Source organism: Streptomyces solicavernae (genome assembly GCF_029968095.1).
GTDB lineage: Bacteria > Actinomycetota > Actinomycetes > Streptomycetales > Streptomycetaceae > Streptomyces > Streptomyces solicavernae.
Genome location: NZ_JASCIR010000008.1, coordinates 131,169 through 149,709, shown reverse-complemented (window position 1 = coordinate 149,709; position 18,541 = coordinate 131,169). Strand labels below are relative to the sequence as shown.

14 protein-coding genes are annotated in these 18,541 nt (G+C 72.0%); 6 read left to right on the top strand and 8 right to left on the bottom strand.

What is annotated here, in order from left to right; genetic code table 11:
• Position 1: 1 nt before the first annotated feature.
• From iolD to iolC, 3 genes are all read right to left on the bottom strand, one after another.
• Complete coding sequence (gene iolD, locus QIS99_RS12575) at positions 2 to 1,888, bottom strand: 3D-(3,5/4)-trihydroxycyclohexane-1,2-dione acylhydrolase (decyclizing) (protein WP_282513306.1); 1,887 nt, start codon at positions 1,886 to 1,888, stop codon at positions 2 to 4.
• On the bottom strand, positions 1,885 to 2,685 hold the full coding sequence (iolB, locus tag QIS99_RS12570; protein WP_282513305.1) for a 5-deoxy-glucuronate isomerase: 801 nt from the start codon (positions 2,683 to 2,685) through the stop codon (positions 1,885 to 1,887). The genes iolD and iolB overlap by 4 nt, the downstream gene beginning before the upstream one ends.
• A 113-nt stretch (positions 2,686 to 2,798) precedes the next feature.
• Positions 2,799 to 3,731, bottom strand: coding sequence for a 5-dehydro-2-deoxygluconokinase (iolC, locus tag QIS99_RS12565; protein ID WP_408909546.1), 933 nt, complete (start codon positions 3,729 to 3,731; stop codon positions 2,799 to 2,801).
• A 224-nt stretch (positions 3,732 to 3,955) separates the two neighbouring features.
• On the opposite strand from iolC, the gene QIS99_RS12560 reads away from it, so the two are divergent.
• The 5 genes from QIS99_RS12560 (at position 3,956) to QIS99_RS12540 (ending at position 9,387) form a co-directional block, all read left to right on the top strand.
• A complete protein-coding gene (locus QIS99_RS12560) occupies positions 3,956 to 4,861 on the top strand; it encodes a sugar phosphate isomerase/epimerase family protein (protein ID WP_282513303.1) in 906 nt (301 codons plus the stop codon).
• 343 nt (positions 4,862 to 5,204) lie between these two features.
• Positions 5,205 to 5,402 (top strand): helix-turn-helix transcriptional regulator, encoded by a 198-nt coding sequence (locus tag QIS99_RS12555; RefSeq protein ID WP_282513302.1) that lies wholly within the window; start codon positions 5,205 to 5,207, stop codon positions 5,400 to 5,402.
• 133 nt (positions 5,403 to 5,535) lie between these two features.
• A complete protein-coding gene (locus QIS99_RS12550) occupies positions 5,536 to 6,459 on the top strand; it encodes a PrsW family intramembrane metalloprotease (protein ID WP_408909540.1) in 924 nt (307 codons plus the stop codon).
• Between the two features lie 145 nt (positions 6,460 to 6,604).
• Positions 6,605 to 6,934 carry a heavy-metal-associated domain-containing protein gene (locus QIS99_RS12545; protein ID WP_282513301.1) on the top strand — a complete coding sequence of 110 codons (330 nt, stop codon included), beginning with the start codon at positions 6,605 to 6,607 and terminating at the stop codon, positions 6,932 to 6,934.
• Positions 6,935 to 7,044: 110 nt separating this feature from the next.
• Positions 7,045 to 9,387, top strand: coding sequence for a heavy metal translocating P-type ATPase (locus QIS99_RS12540; protein WP_282513300.1), 2,343 nt, complete (start codon positions 7,045 to 7,047; stop codon positions 9,385 to 9,387).
• Positions 9,388 to 10,059: 672 nt separating this feature from the next.
• Here QIS99_RS12540 and QIS99_RS12535 read toward each other — a convergent pair.
• The 5 genes from QIS99_RS12535 to QIS99_RS12515 all read right to left on the bottom strand — a co-directional run bounded on the left by QIS99_RS12535 (position 10,060) and on the right by QIS99_RS12515 (position 17,159).
• Positions 10,060 to 11,349, bottom strand: a complete 1,290-nt coding sequence (locus tag QIS99_RS12535) for a citrate synthase (RefSeq protein WP_282513299.1) — start codon at positions 11,347 to 11,349, stop codon at positions 10,060 to 10,062.
• 220 nt (positions 11,350 to 11,569) lie between these two features.
• Positions 11,570 to 13,813, bottom strand: coding sequence for an SF1B family DNA helicase RecD2 (gene recD2, locus QIS99_RS12530; RefSeq protein WP_282513298.1), 2,244 nt, complete (start codon positions 13,811 to 13,813; stop codon positions 11,570 to 11,572).
• Between the two features lie 186 nt (positions 13,814 to 13,999).
• On the bottom strand, positions 14,000 to 14,836 hold the full coding sequence (locus QIS99_RS12525; RefSeq protein ID WP_282513297.1) for a sugar phosphate isomerase/epimerase family protein: 837 nt from the start codon (positions 14,834 to 14,836) through the stop codon (positions 14,000 to 14,002).
• Positions 14,833 to 16,011, bottom strand: coding sequence for a dihydrodipicolinate synthase family protein (locus QIS99_RS12520; protein ID WP_282513296.1), 1,179 nt, complete (start codon positions 16,009 to 16,011; stop codon positions 14,833 to 14,835). The genes QIS99_RS12525 and QIS99_RS12520 overlap by 4 nt, the downstream gene beginning before the upstream one ends.
• Complete coding sequence (locus QIS99_RS12515; protein WP_282513295.1) at positions 16,008 to 17,159, bottom strand: Gfo/Idh/MocA family protein; 1,152 nt, start codon at positions 17,157 to 17,159, stop codon at positions 16,008 to 16,010. The genes QIS99_RS12520 and QIS99_RS12515 overlap by 4 nt, the downstream gene beginning before the upstream one ends.
• 338 nt (positions 17,160 to 17,497) lie before the next feature.
• Between QIS99_RS12515 and QIS99_RS12510 the strand changes: the two genes are divergently transcribed.
• Positions 17,498 to 18,538 carry a LacI family DNA-binding transcriptional regulator gene (locus QIS99_RS12510; RefSeq protein ID WP_282513294.1) on the top strand — a complete coding sequence of 347 codons (1,041 nt, stop codon included), beginning with the start codon at positions 17,498 to 17,500 and terminating at the stop codon, positions 18,536 to 18,538.
• Positions 18,539 to 18,541 lie beyond the last annotated feature (3 nt).

Below are 18,541 nucleotides of genomic sequence, written 5' to 3'. Positions count from 1 at the left end.
CCTACAGGTGGCGGCGGCGTGACCGGGCCTGCCGGTCGTACTGCTCGCGGGCCCGGGCCGCCGCCGGGCGGCTCGCGGTCTCGGCCACAGGAACATCCCACCACGCCTGCGCGGGCGGCACGCCCGACACAGTGTCGGCCGTTTCCGTCTCCGCATAGACACATGTGGGTACGTCGGACTCGCGCGCGTCCGCGAGGGCTTCGCGCAGGTCACGCACTGTTTTCGGGCGCAGCACCCGCATCCCGAGCGAGGCCGCGTTCGCCCCGAGGTCCACGGGCAGCGGCGCTCCGGTGTACGAGCCGTCGGGCGCCCGGAACCGGTAGGCGGTGCCGAAGCGCTCGGCGCCCACGGACTCGGAGAGCCCGCCGATGGACGCGTACCCGTGGTTCTGCAGAATCACCACCTTGACCGGCAGATGCTCCTGGACGGCGGTGACGATCTCGGTGGGCATCATCAGATACGTGCCGTCGCCGACGAGCGCCCACACCCGCAGGCCCGGGTCGGCCAGCTGCACGCCGAGCGCGGCCGGGATCTCGTAGCCCATGCAGGAGTAGCCGTACTCGACGTGGTACTGCTGCGCGGACCGGGCCCGCCACAGTTTGTGCAGGTCGCCGGGGAGGGAGCCGGCGGCGTTGATGAGGACGTCGTCGCCGTCGGCCAACGCGTCCAGGGCGCCGAGGACTTGGGCCTGGGTGGGGCGGGCGCCGGGGTCGGGGGCGGCGTAGGCGGCGGAGACCCGGGACTCCCAGTCGGACTTGGCGTGGGTGTACTCGGCCTTGTACGCGGGGTCGACGCGGTGGCCCTGGAGGCTTTCCGTGAGGGCTTCGAGGGCGGCACGCGCATCGGCGATCAGGGTCCGGCCGGCCATCTTGTGGCCGTCGGACGGGGCGATGTTGAGGTTCAGGAACCGCACGTCGGGCGCGGCGAAGAGGGTGTGCGAGGCGGTGGTGAAGTCCGACCAGCGGGTGCCGACGCCGAGCACCAGGTCGGCGGTGCGGGCCAGGGCGTCGGCGGTGGCGGTGCCGGTGTGGCCGATGCCGCCGACGTCCGCCGGGTGGTCGTGGGGCAGCGCGCCCTTGCCCGCCTGGGTCGAGGCGACGGGGATGCCGGTGGCGTCGGCGAGGGCCCGCAGCGCGTGCTCGGCCGCGCTGTACCGGACCCCGCCCCCAGCGACGATCAGGGGCCTGCGGGCGGCGCTCAACTCCCGTACCGCATAGGCCAGTTCATGTGGGTCGGGGCTCGGGCGGCGCACGGTCCAGACCCGCTCCTCGAAGAACCGGGCCGGCCAGTCGTACGCCTCCGCCTGCACGTCCTGCGGCAGGGCGAGGGTGACGGCGCCCGTGTCGGCCGGGTCGGTGAGGACCCGCATCGCCTGGAGTGCGGCGGGGATCAGGGCCTCGGGGCGGGTGATCCGGTCGAACCAGCGGGAGACGGGGCGCAGGCAGTCGTTCACGGACACGTCGCCCGCGTATGGCACTTCGAGCTGCTGGAGGACCGGGTCGGCGGGGCGGGTGGCGAAGGTGTCGCCGGGCAGGAGCAGGACGGGGAGGCGGTTGATGGTGGCGAGGGCGGCGCCGGTGGTGAGGTTGGTGGCGCCGGGGCCGATGGACGTTGTGACGGCGTGCGCGGACAGGCGCCGCGACTGCCGGGCGTAGCCGACGGCGGCGTGCACCATGGCCTGCTCGTTGCGGCCCTGGTGGAACGGCATGAGGCCGCCGTACTCGACGAGTGCCTGGCCGATCCCGGCGACGTTGCCGTGCCCGAAGATGCCCCAGGTGGCGCCGATCAGCCGCTGCCGTACGCCGTCGCGTTCGGTGTGCTGGGCGGCGAGGAAACGGACGAGGGCCTGGGCGACGGTCAGACGCGCCGTGTCTCCTGCGGTGCTCATCGGTAGCCCTCCTGGTGGTCGGGGTGGAAGCAGATGTTCCATTCCCTTTCGGCGCCCGGTCCCGCCATTACGTTCAGGTAGTACATGGCGTGCCCCGGCTGCGCGATGGACGGCCCGTGCCAGCCGTCCGGCACCAGCACCGCGTCGCCGCCCCGGACTTCGGCGAGCAGGTCGGTGCCGCCCGGGCGGGACGGGGAGACGCGTTGGTAGCCGAGGCCGTGCGGGCCGTCGATCTCGAAGTAGTAGATCTCCTCCAGCTCGGACTCGACGCCCGGCCGGTGCTCGTCGTGCTTGTGCGGCGGGTACGAGGACCAGTTCCCGCCGGGTGTGAGCACCTCGACGGCGATCAGGCGGTCGCACTCGAAGACGCTTGCGGCCGCGAAGTTCCGTACCCGGCGCGCACACCGCCCGCTGCCGCGCTCCTCGACGGGAACCTCCGGCGCGAGGCCGTGGCGGGCGGGGAGTCGACGCTCGCACTTCGCTCCTGCCAGGGCGAAGCGGCCTCCCGCGCCGGAGGCGATCTGGGCGTGGGCGTCACGTGGCAGATAGGCGAAGTCGCTCGCCTCGTCGAACACACTTGCCCTGCCGGTGAGTTGGAACTCTTCACCGTCCGTGCGCACCGTACAGCCACCGCTCAGCGGAAGCACGATCCATTCGCTGTCCCCGGTGCCGAAGGAGTGCGAGCCTCCGGGACCGAGGTGCAGGACCCGCAGGGACGCGTACGTCCAGCCGGCCCGTTCCGGGTCGATGTCCAGGGCGTACGGGCCGGTCGCGGTGGAGCCCGCCGGCAGGTGCATCAGGTGGTCCTCTCCGTATGCCGCCTATGCTGCATGCCGCCTGTGCTGCCGGGCCTCGGCGAAGCGGCGCGGCGGCGTCGAGCGGGCCTGCTCGGCCGGGTCGACGACGAGGCTCACCGCGCGCCCCCTTCCAGGACGGCCTCGACCTCGTGCGCGTACGGCATCGCGGGCGAGCAGGCGAGGCGACCGGCGACGATCGCGCCCGCGGCGTTGGCGTACCGCGTGGTGCGCTCAAGCGGCCAGCCCGCGAGCAGCCCGTGGCAGAGGGCGCCGCCGAACGCGTCCCCCGCGCCCAGGCCGTTGACGACCTCGACCGGCACGGGCGGCACCTCGACGCGCGCGCCCGTGCGGTCCAGGGCGAGCACGCCCTTGGGGCCCTGTTTCACGACGGCCAGTTCGACCCCGGCGGCGAGCAGGGCGCGGGCGGCGGCCTCGGGTTCGCGTACGCCGGTGGCGACCTCGCACTCGTCGAGGTTGCCGACGGCGACGGTGGCGTGGGCGAGCGCCGCCGCGTAGTGCGGGCGGGCCGCGTCGGGGCCGTCCGCCCAGAACATGGGGCGCCAGTCGAGGTCGAGGACGGTGGCCGCGCCGGCCTTGGCGCGATGCGCGAGGGCGGTGAGCGTCGCCGTGCGGCTCGGCTCCTCGCACAGGCCGGTCCCGGTCGCCCAGAAGATCCGCGTCCGGCCGATCGCGTCGAGGTCCAGCTCCTCGGCGCGCAGGGTGAGATCGGGCGCCTTGGGCTGCCGGTAGAAGTACAGCGGGAAGTCGTCGGGCGGGAAGATCTCGCAGAACGTGACGGGCGTCGGCAGTCCGTCCACCGGTGTGGCCCAGCGGTCGTCCACGCCCAGCTCCCGCAGTTCCCGGCGGAGATATCTGCCGAACGGGTCCTGTCCGGTGCGGGTCACGACGGCCGTACGGCGTCCGAGCCGGGCCGCGGCCACCGCCACGTTGGACGGCGAGCCGCCGAGGAACTTCCCGAACGCCTCGACGTCGGGCAGCGGCACCCCGGTCTGCAGCGGGTACAGGTCGACGCCGATCCGGCCCATGGTGATCAGGTCGTACGGATCGGCCTGCCGCGGCGGCTGCTGCGGTGCGCTCGGACCGGTCACTCTCGATGCCCCTTCCGTCGCCGCTGCCCCGGGAGCCACCCCCCAGGGTCCAGCCCCGGCCCCCACCCCTGTCAACACTTTGTCCTTACGTTCGGATCATGCCCTTGACATTCGGATCATGCCCTTGACAGTGCTCTTCGGACGCCTTGAGTCTGACGGATATGACGTTGCCGCGAATGTCGCGTATCCGCATCGGCTCGGCCCCCGACTCCTGGGGCGTCTGGTTCCCCGACGACCCCCGTCAGGTCCCCTGGCAGCGCTTCCTCGACGAGGTCTGCGAGTCCGGTTACGAGTGGATCGAGCTGGGCCCGTACGGCTATCTGCCCACCGACCCCGGTCGCCTTCGCGCCGAGACCGGGCGGCGCGGCCTGCGCGTCTCCGCCGGCACCGTCTTCACCGGCCTGCACCGCGGCCCGGCCGTCTGGGACGCGACCTGGGAACACGTCTCCCGGGTGGCCGAGCTGACCCGCGCGGCGGGCGCCGGGCACCTGGTCGTGATCCCCGCCTTCTGGCGCGACGACAAGACCGGCGAGGTCCTGGAGGACCGCGAGCTGACCGCCGGGCAGTGGCGCCATCTCGCCGAGGGCACCGAACGCCTCGGCCGCGAGCTGCGCGAGCGCCACGGACTGCGGATCGTCGTGCACCCGCACGCCGACACCCATGTCGACACCGAGGAGAACGTCGCCCGCCTCCTCGACGCCACCGACCCCGACCTCGTCTCCCTGTGTCTGGACACCGGGCACTACGCGTACTGCGGCGGCGACAGCCTCAAGCTGATCGAGACGTACGGCGAACGCATCGGGTATCTGCACCTCAAGCAGGTCGACCCCGGCGTCCTCGCGGCGGTCCGCGCCGAGGACCTGCCCTTCGGTCCCGCCGTGGCCCGCGGGGTGATGTGCGAGCCGCCCACCGGGACACCGGACCTCGCGCCGGTCCTGGACGCGGCGCAGCAGCTGGGCGTCGAGCTGTTCGCGATCGTCGAGCAGGACATGTACCCGTGCCCGCCTGAGCAGCCGCTGCCGATCGCCCGCCGGACCCGGCAGTACCTGCGCGGCTGCGGCGCCTGACCGCGTACGCGCACGCGGGCGTATACGCGCGGGCGTATACGGCGGGGCGCGCGTGGCGCGGCCGTGCACCACCATGCGCCGGGGGCGCACGCCTTGACCAGATACACGGCCTTTACGCACGGCCGCCCCGCCCGCCCCATGCATCACTCACGTAACCAAAGTCCGGCTTCCGTCACACATGTCTCGGGAACGCGGGTTTCCCGTCACACCCGTTCAACAGGCCCTCCCCGACGGTCACTCAGCGTCGCTCGCCGGGCACAGGCTGGCTGCAGGCCGGTTCGCGCCCAGCTCCCCCGACGGCTCCCCCGGGCCGCCACTGCGCGCGGACAGGGAGGTACCACTGATGACCGACCGCAAGCTCTGGTCGTACAAGGACATCGCCGCACACATCCGCGTCCAGCCGGACACGGTGCGCTCCTACCGGAAGCACGGGCTCCTGCCCTCGCCCGACCACGTGGAGGGCGGCAAGCCCTACTGGTACGCGGACACCATCCACGCCTGGGTGGCGAGCCGCCCCAGGAACCGGGGCCGCAGAGAGTGACCCGCACCGCCCTCGCCCAGACCCCCGCGCGACGACCGCTCGGGGGCCTTCGCGTCCGCACTGCACGGCCCGCACCCCCTGCCTAGACTCGGGAAGTCCCGGATTTCACCCGATTTGGAGGGGTTCGCAGCCCGTGACCGAGCCACCGTCCGCACCCCCGCGCCGCCCCCGCCCCTCCGCCACCGCCTCCCCCAGGCTGTGGAAGCGTTGCCTGTGGACCGGGCTCGCCCTGTGGGCGCTGACCGCGATCGTCACGTACACGACCCAGAACTCGACGCTGCTGCCGACCCTGATCCTGCTCGGCAGCTTTCTCGTGCCGTGCGTGTTCGCGCTGTGGGCGTACGAGCGGCACGGCGCCGATCTCGGCGTCGGCACCCTGCTCGGCTGCTTCCTGACCGGCGGGATCCTGGGCGTCCTCGGCGCCTCGGTCATGGAGTACTACCTGCTGCACCCCTCGCTGTGGATGTTCGTCGGCGTCGGCCTGATCGAGGAGGCGGTCAAGCTCGGCGCCCTGATGCTGCTGCTCCGGCACCGGCCGCAGCTGCGGGGCGTGCGGGCCGGTCTGGTGCTCGGCGCGTCCACGGGCTTCGGCTTCGCGGCGTTCGAGAGCGCCGGGTACGCGTTCAACGCCGCGCTCTCCACCCAGGGCATCGACCTGCAGGCGCTGATCGAGACGGAGATCCTGCGCGGAATCCTCGCGCCGTTCGGGCACGGCCTGTGGACGGCGATCACGGGCGCCGTCCTGCTCGCGTACCGGCGCCCCGACGGCCGCTGGCGGTTCGCCGGTCCGGTGCTCGGCACCTACCTCGGCGTGGCCCTGCTGCACGCGCTGTGGGACTCGATGCACGGGATCGCCGTCTCGCTCGTTCTCCTGATCACCACCAGCCACCTGGACAGCTCGCTGTTCGCCCAGGGGTATCTGCCGACCCCGACCGACGAGCAGCAACACCTCTTCACTCTCTTCTCGCTCGGCGGCCTCGCCGTGATCACGCTGCTCGCCCTCGGCTGGGCACGTTCGCTCGCACGTCGTGACCCCACTTGGAGAAGTACCCCCTAGGGGTATACAGTCGGGAGTGTCAGGAGGGGAGCGAAGGCGGCTGCCTCTTCTACGCCGCGGCACCGCACGCCCGCCCGGCCTCGTACACCGACGCTACGCGCCACCGGCCGCGGACCGACCAGACGCCCTCGACGAGGAGAACGACATGAGCGCCCAGACCGAGACCGAGACCCAGACGACCGGCTCCTGCTGCTCCCACTCCGGCTCCTGCCACGGCGACAGCGCGGCCGCCGCTCCCGAGGGCACCGCCACCGCCACCTCCGCCGTCACCGCCGTCTATCAGGTCACCGGGATGACCTGCGGTCACTGCGAGGGCGCCGTCTCCGCGGAGATCTCCGAGCTGCCGGGCGTGACCTCCGTCGAGGCGGTCGCCGCCACCGGCCAGGTCACCGTCGTCTCCGAGGCCGAGCTCGACGAGGCCGCGGTGCGCGCGGCCGTGGACGAGGCCGGGTACGAGCTGACCGGTCGCGCCTGACCGTCGGGGGCGGGGCGGGTGCCGCCCCGCCCCGCCCATCCCGTCCCGTCCCGTCCCGCCGCGCCCCGTCCCCGTACAGCGACCAGACATAGAGAAACCCGTGACCTGCCATGACTGACACGGCAACCGAGACCGAGCACCCCGAGACCGCCCCGGAGGGCACAGAGGTCGAGCTCACCATCGGCGGAATGACCTGCGCCTCGTGCTCGTCCCGGATCGAGCGCAAGCTCAACCGCCTGGACGGAGTGACCGCCTCCGTGAACCTCGCCACCGAGAAGGCGAAGGTGGCGTACGCGGACGGGGTCGAGGTGAGCGCCCTGATCGCGACGGTCGAGAAGCTCGGCTACACCGCCGAGGAGATCGTCCCGCCGGAACCGGAACCCACGGTTTCGGAGGCGGATGCGGCCGGGACGGATGCGGCCGGGACGCAAGGGGCCAAGGCGGATGCGGCCACGGCAGAAGGGGCCAAGGCGGAAGGCGACGGCGAGGCCGAGGCGCTGCGCAGGCGGCTGCTCGTCAGCGCCGTGCTCGCGCTGCCCGTCGTGCTCATGGCGATGGTCCCGGCCCTGCAGTTCGACCACTGGCAGTGGCTCTCGCTGACCCTCGCCGCACCCGTCGTGGTCTGGGGCGGGCTGCCCTTCCACCGCACCGCCTGGACCAACGCCCGGCACGGCGCGGCCAGCATGGACACCCTGGTGTCGGTCGGCACGCTCGCCGCGTTCGGCTGGTCCCTGTGGGCGCTGTTCCTCGGCACGGCCGGCATGCCCGGCATGCGGCACGGCTTCGACCTGACGGTGACCCGTACCGACGCCTCCGGTGCCATCTATCTCGAAGTCGCCGCCGGAGTCGTCACGTTCATCCTGCTCGGCCGGTACCTGGAGGCCCGCGCCAAGCGGAAGGCTGGCGCCGCGCTGCGGGCGCTGCTCGAACTCGGCGCCAAGGACGCCGCACTGCTGCGCCACGGCCGTGAAGTGCGCGTCCCCATCGGACAGTTGCGCGTCGGCGACCGCTTCGTCGTACGGCCGGGAGAGAAGGTCGCCACCGACGGCACCGTCGTCGAAGGCGCCTCAGCCCTGGACACCTCCCTGCTCACCGGCGAGTCCGTGCCCGTCGACGTGACCGTGGACGACCCGGTCACCGGGGCCACCGTGAACACCTCGGGCCGGCTCGTCGTCGAGGCGAGCAGGGTCGGCGCCGACACCCAACTCGCCCGGATGGCACGGCTCGTGGAGGACGCACAGAGCGGCAAGGCCGCCGTGCAGCGGCTCGCCGACCGGATCGCCGCCGTCTTCGTACCCGTCGTCCTGCTCATCGCCGCCGCCACACTCGGCGCCTGGCTGGGCATGACGGGCGACGCGGCCGCTGCGTTCACCGCCGCCGTCGCCGTGCTGATCATCGCCTGCCCGTGCGCGCTCGGCCTGGCCACGCCCACAGCGCTGCTGGTCGGCACGGGCCGCGGCGCGCAACTCGGCATCCTCATCAAGGGCCCCGAGGTACTGGAGTCCACCCGCCGCGTCGACACGGTCGTCCTGGACAAGACCGGCACCGTCACCACCGGCCGCATGGAACTCCAGGACGTGTACGCGGCCGAGGGCACCGACAAGAAGGAGCTGCTTCGGTACGCGGGCGCCCTGGAGCACGCCTCCGAGCACCCGGTCGGCCGGGCCGTCGCGCAGGGCGCCGAGGCCACGGCCGGGGCGCCGCTGCCCGCGCCGGAGGGCTTCGCCGGCGTCCCCGGGCTCGGCGTGCGCGGCACCGTCGACGGGCGTGCCGTCCTGGTCGGGCGCGAGCAGCTGCTCGCCGAGGCCGGGATCAGCCTGTCCGGCGAGCTGTCGGCCGCCCTCGCCGAGGCGCGCGCCGGGGGCCGTACCGCGGTGGCCGTCGCCTGGGACGGGGTGGCACGCGGAGTCGTCACCGTCGCCGACGCCGTCAAGGAGACCAGCGCCGACGCGGTCCGCGAGCTGCGCGCCCTCGGCCTCACTCCGGTGCTGCTGACCGGCGACAACCGGGCCGTGGCGGAGGCGGTGGCGGCCGAGGTCGGCATCGACGAGGTGCGCGCCGAGGTGCTGCCGCAGGACAAGGTGGCCGCCGTCCGCGAGCTCCAGGCGGCCGGCCGTACGGTCGCCATGGTGGGCGACGGGGTCAACGACGCGGCCGCCCTCGCCGCCGCCGACCTCGGCCTGGCCCTGGGCACGGGCACGGACGCGGCGATCGAGGCGGGCGACGTCACGCTCGTACGGGGAGATCTGCGGGTGGCCGCCGACGCGATCCGGCTCTCCCGGCGCACCCTCGCCACCATCAAGGGCAACCTCTTCTGGGCCTTCGGCTACAACGTGGCGGCGCTGCCGCTGGCCGCGGCCGGGCTGCTCAACCCGATGATCGCGGGTGCCGCGATGGCGTTCTCGTCGGTCTTCGTGGTGACGAACAGCCTGCGGCTGAAGTCCTTCCGCTGACACCGCCGCCCTGCCGCCCTGCCGCCCTGCCGCCCTGCCGCCCTGCCGTCCGCCGTCTGCCGTCCGCCGTCCGCCGTCCGCCGTCCGCCGTCCGCCGAAGGGACGGTTCTGTCTCGGGGTACGAGAAGGATCGGTGAACACCTTCACGTACCCCCCACAACCCCCTTACTCTGGGTCCCCGATCCCCCAATCGGGCCCTTGTGTATGTAGTCGGACATATACAAGAGACCTAGATCACAGAGATTGGCACGTAACCATTCAGGGGGTTCGCAGGTCTAAGAGTGCGATGGCTGGAACGTCTTGGGGGGCGTTCCGGACCATATGGGGATGTCTTGGGGGACGTTCCCAGCAGAGGTACCCCCGCGCTCCAGGGCGCTGGGGAGAGCGTTGGCCGGGGCACGTGCACCGGGGAGCTTTGAGCGGCCCTCCCGTGCGTACGCGTCCCGGCGGACCGCGACATGTGCTCGGCGCAGCACTCTTGGACGCCCGGCCGGATCCCGTGGGGGGAATCCGAACCGGGGACAAAGGGAAGCGCCCCGCAGGCCGGCCCGTGGGGGGACCGGTCGCGGGGCGCTTCTCTGTATCTGGGTGCCGGGATTCTCAGTACCCGGGTGCCGGATTCTCAGTACCTGGGCGCCGAGTTTCGCGGCGAGGTGTCGGTGAGGCTCCGGGTCAGCGGGACTCGACCGGGACGAAGTCGCGCTCGACGACGCCGGTGTAAATCTGGCGCGGGCGGCCGATGCGGGAACCCGGCTCCTTGATCATCTCGTGCCACTGGGCGATCCAGCCCGGGAGGCGGCCGAGGGCGAACAGCACGGTGAACATCTCGGTCGGGAAGCCCATCGCGCGGTAGATGAGGCCCGTGTAGAAGTCCACGTTCGGGTAGAGGTTGCGCGAGACGAAGTAGTCGTCGGAGAGCGCGTGCTCCTCCAGCTTGAGCGCGATGTCGAGCAGCTCGTCGGACTTGCCGAGGGCCGACAGGACGTCGTGCGCGGCGGCCTTGATGATCTTCGCGCGCGGGTCGAAGGACTTGTACACCCGGTGGCCGAAGCCCATCAGGCGGACGCCGTCCTCCTTGTTCTTCACCTTGTTGATGAAGGAGTCGACGTCGCCGCCGTCGGCCTGGATCTGCTCCAGCATCTCCAGGACGGACTGGTTCGCGCCGCCGTGCAGCGGGCCCCAGAGCGCGGAGATACCGGCGGAGATCGAGGCGAACATGTTCGCCTGCGAGGAGCCGACCAGGCGCACGGTGGACGTCGAACAGTTCTGCTCGTGGTCCGCGTGCAGGATCAGCAGCTTGTCGAGCGCGGAGACGACGACCGGGTCCAGGTCATACTCGGCGGCCGGCACCGAGAACGTCATGCGCAGGAAGTTCTCGACGTAACCGAGGTCGTTGCGCGGGTAGACCACCGGGTGGCCGACCGACTTCTTGTACGCGTACGCCGCGATCGTCGGAAGCTTGGCGAGCAGGCGGATCGTCGAGAGGTGACGCTGCTTCTCGTCGAACGGGTTGTGGCTGTCCTGGTAGAACGTGGACAGCGCGGAGACCACCGAGGACAGCATGGCCATCGGGTGCGCATCGCGCGGGAAGCCGTCGTAGAACCGCTTGACGTCCTCGTGCAGCAGCGTGTGCGAGGTGATCTCGTCGCGGAAGGTGGAGAGCTCGTCGACCGTGGGGAGCTCGCCATTGATGAGCAGGTAGGCCACCTCAAGGAAGGTGGAGCGCTCCGCCAGCTGCTCGATCGGGTAGCCGCGGTACCGCAGGATGCCCTGCTCGCCGTCCAGATAGGTGATGCCGGATTTATAGGCGGCGGTGTTGCCGTACCCGCTGTCCAGAGTCACCAGACCGGTCTGGGCGCGGAGCTTCCCGATGTCGAAGCCCTTGTCGCCGACGGTGCTGTCGATCACCGGGTAGGTGTACTCGCCATCGCCGTACCGCAGTACTACAGAGTTGTCGCTCACGTCATCCCTCACCGACGTTGTGCCTCTTCTTCGAGGTGCCCTGACTGTCTCTACCATCCCCCATTTGGCCCTGGAGAGTGCACTCGGGGTCGACCATTGGGCCTATTGGCGGCACTCAGTGCCGCCAGCCTGCTCATCCTGCCCCCTTCGCCCCGGTTCCGGAACCCCCTCGTGACCTTTGCCACCGAAATGATCGATCAGCCGGTGCACCCGCGCATCGTCAGTTCCCGCGAAGCCGGTGGTCAAGCGCCGTGCAGCGGCGTCCCGCCGAGACCGTGCGCACCGCCTGGCCGAGTGCCTTGCGCGAACCGACCAGGACCACCAGCCTCTTGGCCCGGGTCACGGCGGTGTAGAGCAGGTTCCGCTGGAGCATCATCCACGCCCCGGTGGTGACCGGAATCACCACCGCCGGGTACTCGCTGCCCTGCGAGCGGTGGATGGTGACCGCGTAGGCGTGTGCCAGTTCGTCCAGTTCGTCGAATTCGTATGGCACTTCCTCGTCCTCGTCCGTCAGGACCGTGAGGCGCTGCTCGTCCTGGTCGAGTGCGGTGACGACGCCGACGGTGCCGTTGAAGACGCCGTTTTTGCCCTTCTCGTAGTTGTTGCGGATCTGCGTGACCTTGTCGCCGACGCGGAACGTGCGGCCGCCGAATCTCTTCTCCGGCAGGTCCGGCCGGGCCGGTGTCACCGCTTGCTGGAGCAGTCCGTTGAGCACGCCCGCACCCGCCGGACCGCGGTGCATCGGCGCCAGCACCTGGACGTCCCGCCGCGGGTCGAGGCCGAACTTGGCCGGAACGCGTCTGGCCGCGACGTCCACGGTGAGCCGCCCCGCCTCCTCGGTCTCCTCCGCGACGAAGAGGAAGAAGTCCTTCAGGCCCTGAGTGAGCGGTGGCGTACCGGAGTTGATGCGGTGCGCGTTGGTGACGACGCCGGACTGCTGTGCCTGCCGGAAGATCCGGGTCAGGCGCACCGCGGGCACCGGCCCGGTCTCGTCGAGCAGGTCTCTTAGCACCTCGCCGGCGCCGACGCTGGGCAGCTGGTCGACATCGCCCACGAAGAGCAGATGGGCGCCGGGCGGCACGGCCTTGACCAGCTTGTTGGCGAGCAGCAGGTCGAGCATCGACGCCTCGTCGACCACCACGAGGTCGGCGTCCAGCGGCCGCTCCCGGTCGTACGCCGCGTCCCCGCCCGGCTTCAGCTCCAACAGGCGGTGCACCGTGGACGCTTCGGCGCCGGTGAGCTCGGCGAGGCGTTTGGCGGCGCGGCCGGTGGGGGCGGCGAGGACGACGTTGGCCTTCTTGGCGCGGGCCAGCTCGACGACCGAGCGGACCGTGAAGGACTTGCCGCAGCCGGGGCCGCCGGTGAGGACGGCGACCTTGCGGGTGAGGGCCAGCTTCACCGCCTCCTCCTGCTCCGGGGCGAGTTCGGCGCCCGTGCGCTGCCGGAGCCAGGCCAGGGCCTTCGCCCAGTCGACGTCCTGGAACGCGGGCATCCGGTCGTCGTCCGTACGCAGCAGCCGCAGCACCTGGGCGGACAGGGAGAGTTCGGCCCGGTGGAACGGGACCAGATAGACCGCCGTGACGGGTCCGTCCCCCGCGGGGCCCGGCACCTGCTCGCGCACCACGCCCTCCTCCTCACCGGCGAGTTCGGCGAGGCAGTCGATGACCAGGCCCGTGTCCACCTGGAGGAGCTTCACCGCGTCCCCGATCAGCTGCTCCTCGGGCAGGAAGCAGTGGCCCTGGTCGGTGGACTGCGACAGCGCGTACTGCAGGCCCGCCTTGACGCGCTCCGGGCTGTCGTGCGGGATGCCGACCGCCTGGGCGATGCGGTCGGCGGTGAGGAAGCCGATGCCCCAGACGTCCGCCGCGAGGCGGTACGGCTGGTTCTTGACGACGGAGATGGAGGCGTCGCCGTACTTCTTGTAGATCCGCACCGCGATCGAGGTGGACACCTCGACGCTCTGCAGGAAGACCATCACCTCCTTGATGGCCTTCTGCTCCTCCCAGGCGGCGGCGATCTTCTCCGTGCGCTTCGGGCCGAGGCCCGGGACCTCGATCAGGCGCTTCGGCTCCTGCTCGATGACGTCGAGAGTGTCCAGGCCGAAGTGCTGCGTGATGCGGTCGGCGAAGACCGGGCCGATGCCCTTGACCAGGCCCGAGCCGAGATAGCGGCGGATGCCCTGGATGGTGGCGGGCAGGACCGTCGTGTAGTTCTCCACCGTGAACTGCTTGCCGTACTGCGGGTGCGAGCCCCAGCGGCCCTCCATGCGCAGGGACTCACCGACCTGGGCACCCAGCAGCGCGCCGACGACCGTGAGCAGATCGCCGCCGCCGCGGCCCGTGTCGACTCTCGCGACCGTGTAACCGCTCTCCTCGTTGGCGTACGTGATGCGTTCCAGGACGCCCTCGACCGCCGTCAGACCCCTTGCCGTGCCCGCTGCCGGGCTCCCCGCCGCTTTCGACATGCCACGACGCTACCGCCGGGCTCGGACAGTCGGGCCGGGCCTGTGGATAACTCGGCTGGGGTCGTGCCCCGACCAGCGGCGCGGGGACCTGGAAGAGACGGGTCAGGGGAGGGGGCGGGGCAGGGAATGGGGCGAGTCACGGGATGGGGCGGGGCAGGGATGGGGCGAGTCACGAGAGGGGGCGGGTCACGGGAAACGCACCGTCGCGAACCGCTCCAGCGTCTCCGCCAGGACCTCCCTGCCGTCGCGGGCCCACAGCTCGTCGTTGAACAGCTCCACCTCGACCGGGCCCGTGTAGCCCGCGGCGGTGATGCGTGCGTGCCACTCGGGGAAGTCGACTGTGCCGTCGCCGAGTTGGCCGCGGCCGTTGAGCACGCCCTGCGGCAGCGGCGTCGTCCAGTCGGCGAGCTGGTACGCGTACAGCCGACCGCCCGCCCCCGCGCGTGCGACCTCCGCGAAGGCCCGGTCGTCCCACCACAGGTGGTACGTGTCCACGCAGACGCCCACCTCGTCGGCGGGGAAGCGTTCCGCCAGGTCGAGGGCCTGGGTGAGCGTCGAGACCACGCAGCGGTCGGCCGCGTACATCGGGTGCAGCGGCTCCACCGCCAGGCGCACGCCGCGCTCGCGCGCGTAGGGGCCGAGCTCCGACAGGGCCTGAGCGATGCGTTCGCGGGCGCCGTGCAGGTCGCGGCTGCCGGGCGGCAGGCCGCCGGAGACCAGGACCAGGGTGCCGGTGCCGAGGGTCGCGGCCTCGTCGACGGCGCGGCGGTTGTCGTCGATCGCCCGCACACGCGCGTGCGGATCGATCGCCGTGAGGAAGCCGCCGCGGCACAGCGTCGTCACTGTGAGACCGGCCTCGCGCACCAGCTTGGCGGCGGCGTCGAGGCCGTACGCCGCGACCGGCTCGCGCCACAGGCCGACCCCGCTGACGCCCAGCTCCCCGCAGGCCGCGACCAGTTCCGGCAGCGGCAGTTGCCTGACCGTCATCTGGTTGATGCTGAAGCGGCTCACGTCAACGGTCATCGGGCGACTCCGTACACGTCCAGGAGGGACTTCATCCGGGCCTCGGCGAGGTCCGGGTCGGGGAACAGACCGAGGCCGTCGGCGAGTTCGTACGCCCTGGCCAGGTGGGGCAGGGAGCGGGCCGACTGGAGGCCGCCGACCATCGTGAAGTGGCGCTGGTGGCCCGCCAGCCAGGCGAGGAGCACGACACCCGTCTTGTAGAAGCGGGTGGGCGCCTGGAAGAGATGGCGGGACAACTCCACGGTCGGGTTGAGGAGTTTGCGGAACCCGTCCGTGTCGCCGGTGTCGAGGACACGCACCGCTTCCGCGGCCAGCGGTCCGAGCGGGTCGAAGATGCCGAGCAGGGCGTGGCTGAAGCCGTGTGCGTCGCCCGCGATCAGCTCCGGGTAGTGGAAGTCGTCGCCCGTGTAGCAGCGCACGCCCTGCGGCAGGCGGCGGCGCAGGGCGGTCTCGCGATCCGCGTCGAGCAGCGAGATCTTGACGCCGTCGACCTGGTCCGGGTGTGCGGCGATGACCTCCAGGAAGGTTTCCGTCGCCGCGTCCAGGTCGGTCGAGCCCCAGTAGCCGGTGAGCGCCGGGTCGAACATGGGGCCCAGCCAGTGCAGGATCACCGGCTCCGCGGCCTGGCGCAGCAGCCGGCCGTAGAGCGTGAGGTAGTCCTCGGGGCCGCGGGCCGTGGCAGCGAGGGCCCTGGACGCCATGAGGATGGCCTGCGCGCCCGTCCCCTCCACGAGCGCGAGCTGCTCCTCGTAGGCGCCCAGGACCTGGCTCAGGGCGGCGGGAGCGGACGCGAAGGCGTCGGGCACGGCCGTCAGTTGGTCAGTGCCGACGCCACAGGCGATGCGGCCGCCGACCGCCTTCGCCTCGGCCGCCGAGCGCCGGATCAGCTCCGCCGCGCCCGCCCAGTCCAGGCCCATGCCGCGCTGCGCGGTGTCCATCGCCTCGGCGACGCCCAGGCCGTGGGACCACAGGTGGCGGCGGAAGGCGAGCGTCGCATCCCAGTCGACGGCCGCCGGTCCGTCCGGCGAGGTGTCGGCGTACGGGTCGGCCACGACATGCGCGGCGGAGAACACCGTGCGGGACGCGAGCGGCGCCGAGCCCGAGGGCCGGAACGGCTCGGTCCGCGGCACGTACGCGCGCGTGGCGCCGTTTTTCGTGGGCAGCAGGAGGGTCACAGGGTCAGCTCCGGCACGTCGTACCGGCGGCCCTCGGCGGAGGACTTGAGCCCGAGCTCCGCCAGCTGTACGCCGCGCGCGCCCGCGAGCAGGTCCCAGTGGTACGGCTCGTCGAGGACCACATGGCGCAGGAACAGCTCCCACTGCACCTTGAAGCCGTTGTCGAACGTGCCGTTGTCCGGCACCTCCTGCCACTGCTCGCGGAAGCGGTCGGTGGCAGGGACGTCCGGGTCCCACACCGGCTTCGGGGTCGCCGAGCGGTGCTGGGCGCGGCAGTTGCGCAGGCCCGCGACGGCGGAGCCCTCCGTTCCGTCGACCTGGAACTCGACCAGCTCGTCGCGGTTGACCCGCACCGCCCAGGAGGAGTTGATCTGCGCGATCGCGCCTCCCTCCAGCTCGAAGATGCCGTATGCGGCGTCGTCGGCGGTCGCGGCGTACGGCTTGCGCTGTTCGTCCCAGCGCTGCGGCACGTGGGTGGCGGTCAGGGCCTGGACGGACTTCACACGGCCGAACAGCTCGTGCAGCACGTACTCCCAGTGCGGGAACATGTCGACGACGATGCCGCCGCCGTCCTCCGCGCGGTAGTTCCACGACGGGCGCTGCGCCTCCTGCCAGTCACCCTCGAAGACCCAGTAGCCGAACTCGCCGCGCACAGACAGGACACGGCCGAAAAAGCCCCCCTCCAGGAGGCGCTTCAGCTTCAGCAGGCCCGGCAGGAAGATCTTGTCCTGGACGACGCCGTGCTTGATGCCCGCGGCGTCCGCGAGACGGGCCAGTTCGAGGGAGCCCTCCAGCGTGGTGGCGCTCGGCTTCTCTGTGTAGAGGTGTTTTCCGGCGGCGATGGCCTTCTTGACGGCCTCCTCGCGGGCGGAGGTGACCTGAGCGTCGAAGTAGACGTCGACCGTGTCGTCGGCGAGCACCACGTCCAGATCGGTCGACCAGTGCTCCAGACCGTGCGCGTCGGCGAGCGCTTTCAGGGCGTGCGCGCGGCGGCCGACGAGGACCGGCTCGGGCCACAGCTCGGTGCCGTCGCCCAGGTCGAGGCCGCCCTGCTCGCGCAGCGCGAGGATCGAGCGGACCAGGTGCTGGCGGTGGCCCATCCGCCCGGTCACCCCGTTCATGGCGATGCGCACTGTCTTACGTGTCACGAGTGTCCTCCGTACGCCGTACCGGCCTGTGCCGTCGTAGCAAGCGCTTTCTATCGCAAGAAAAGCTAGCCTGCCTGACGAGCCCCGTACAAGAGGGCCGGTCGAAGTGCCCCACAGGGAGCGCCGGACCGTCGCGGAAAGCGGCGCCACGCGCGCGTGGCGGCGGTCTTCCGGCCGTCGGCGGGAGCCACTCGGCGGCGGGAACCGCCCGCGCGCGGTGGGAACCGCCCGCCGACGCGGTGGGAACCGCCCGCCGACGCGGTGGGAACCGCCCGCCCCGCCCGCCGACGCGGTGGGAACCGAAGGTGGAACCGAAGAGAGACCACGGAGGCATGCAGATGACCGTGACCCTGGCGGACGTGGCGGCCCGCGCCCAGGTCTCCCCCGCCACCGTCTCCCGCGTCCTGAACGGCAACTACCCGGTGGCGGCCGCCACCAGGGAACGCGTGCTCCGCGCGGTGGACGAACTCGACTACGTCCTCAACGGGCCCGCGAGCTCCCTCGCCGCCGCCACCTCCGACCTGGTCGGCATCCTCGTCAACGACATCGCCGACCCGTTCTTCGGGATCATGGCGGGCGCCGTGCAGTCCGAGATCGGCGGACCCGGGGGGCGCGCGGGCGGGGAGCGGCTCGCGGTGGTGTGCAACACCGGCGGCTCACCGGAGCGCGAGCTGACCTATCTGACCCTGCTGCAGCGCCAGCGCGCGGCGGCGGTCGTCATCACCGGCGGCGCCGTCGAGGACGCCGAGCACGCGGCGGCGCTCACCACCAAGCTGCAGCGGCTCACGGACGCAGGCACGCGCGTGGTGCTGTGCGGCCGCCCGCCCGCGCCCGAGACCGGCACCGTCGCGCTCACCTTCGACAACCGAGGCGGCGGCCGCACCCTCACCCAGCACCTGCTGCTGCTCGGCCACCGCACCATCGGCTACATCGCGGGCCCCGAGGAGCGAACGACCACCCGGGACCGCCTGGAGGGCCACCGGGACGCCCTCGCCGCCGCAGGCCTCCCGCGCGGCGACGAGCTCACCCTGCACGGCCCGTACGACCGCGCCACCGGCCACGCGGCCACCGTCGAACTCCTGCGCCGCGAGCCCGCGTTGACAGCGATCGTCGCGGCCAACGACACGGTGGCGCTCGGCGCGTGCGCGGCGCTGCGCGAGGCGGGCCGGCGCATCCCGGACGACGTCTCGGTGGCCGGCTTCGACGACCTGCCGTTCAGCGTGGACGCGGTGCCCGCCCTGACGACCGTACGGCTGCCGCTGGCCGAGGCGGCGGCACGCGCGGGCCGCATCGCCATGGGCCGCGAGCAGGAGCCGCCGGGCGGCGTGGCCACGATTCACGGGGAGTTGGTCGTACGGGGGTCCACGGGACGGGTGTGAGCA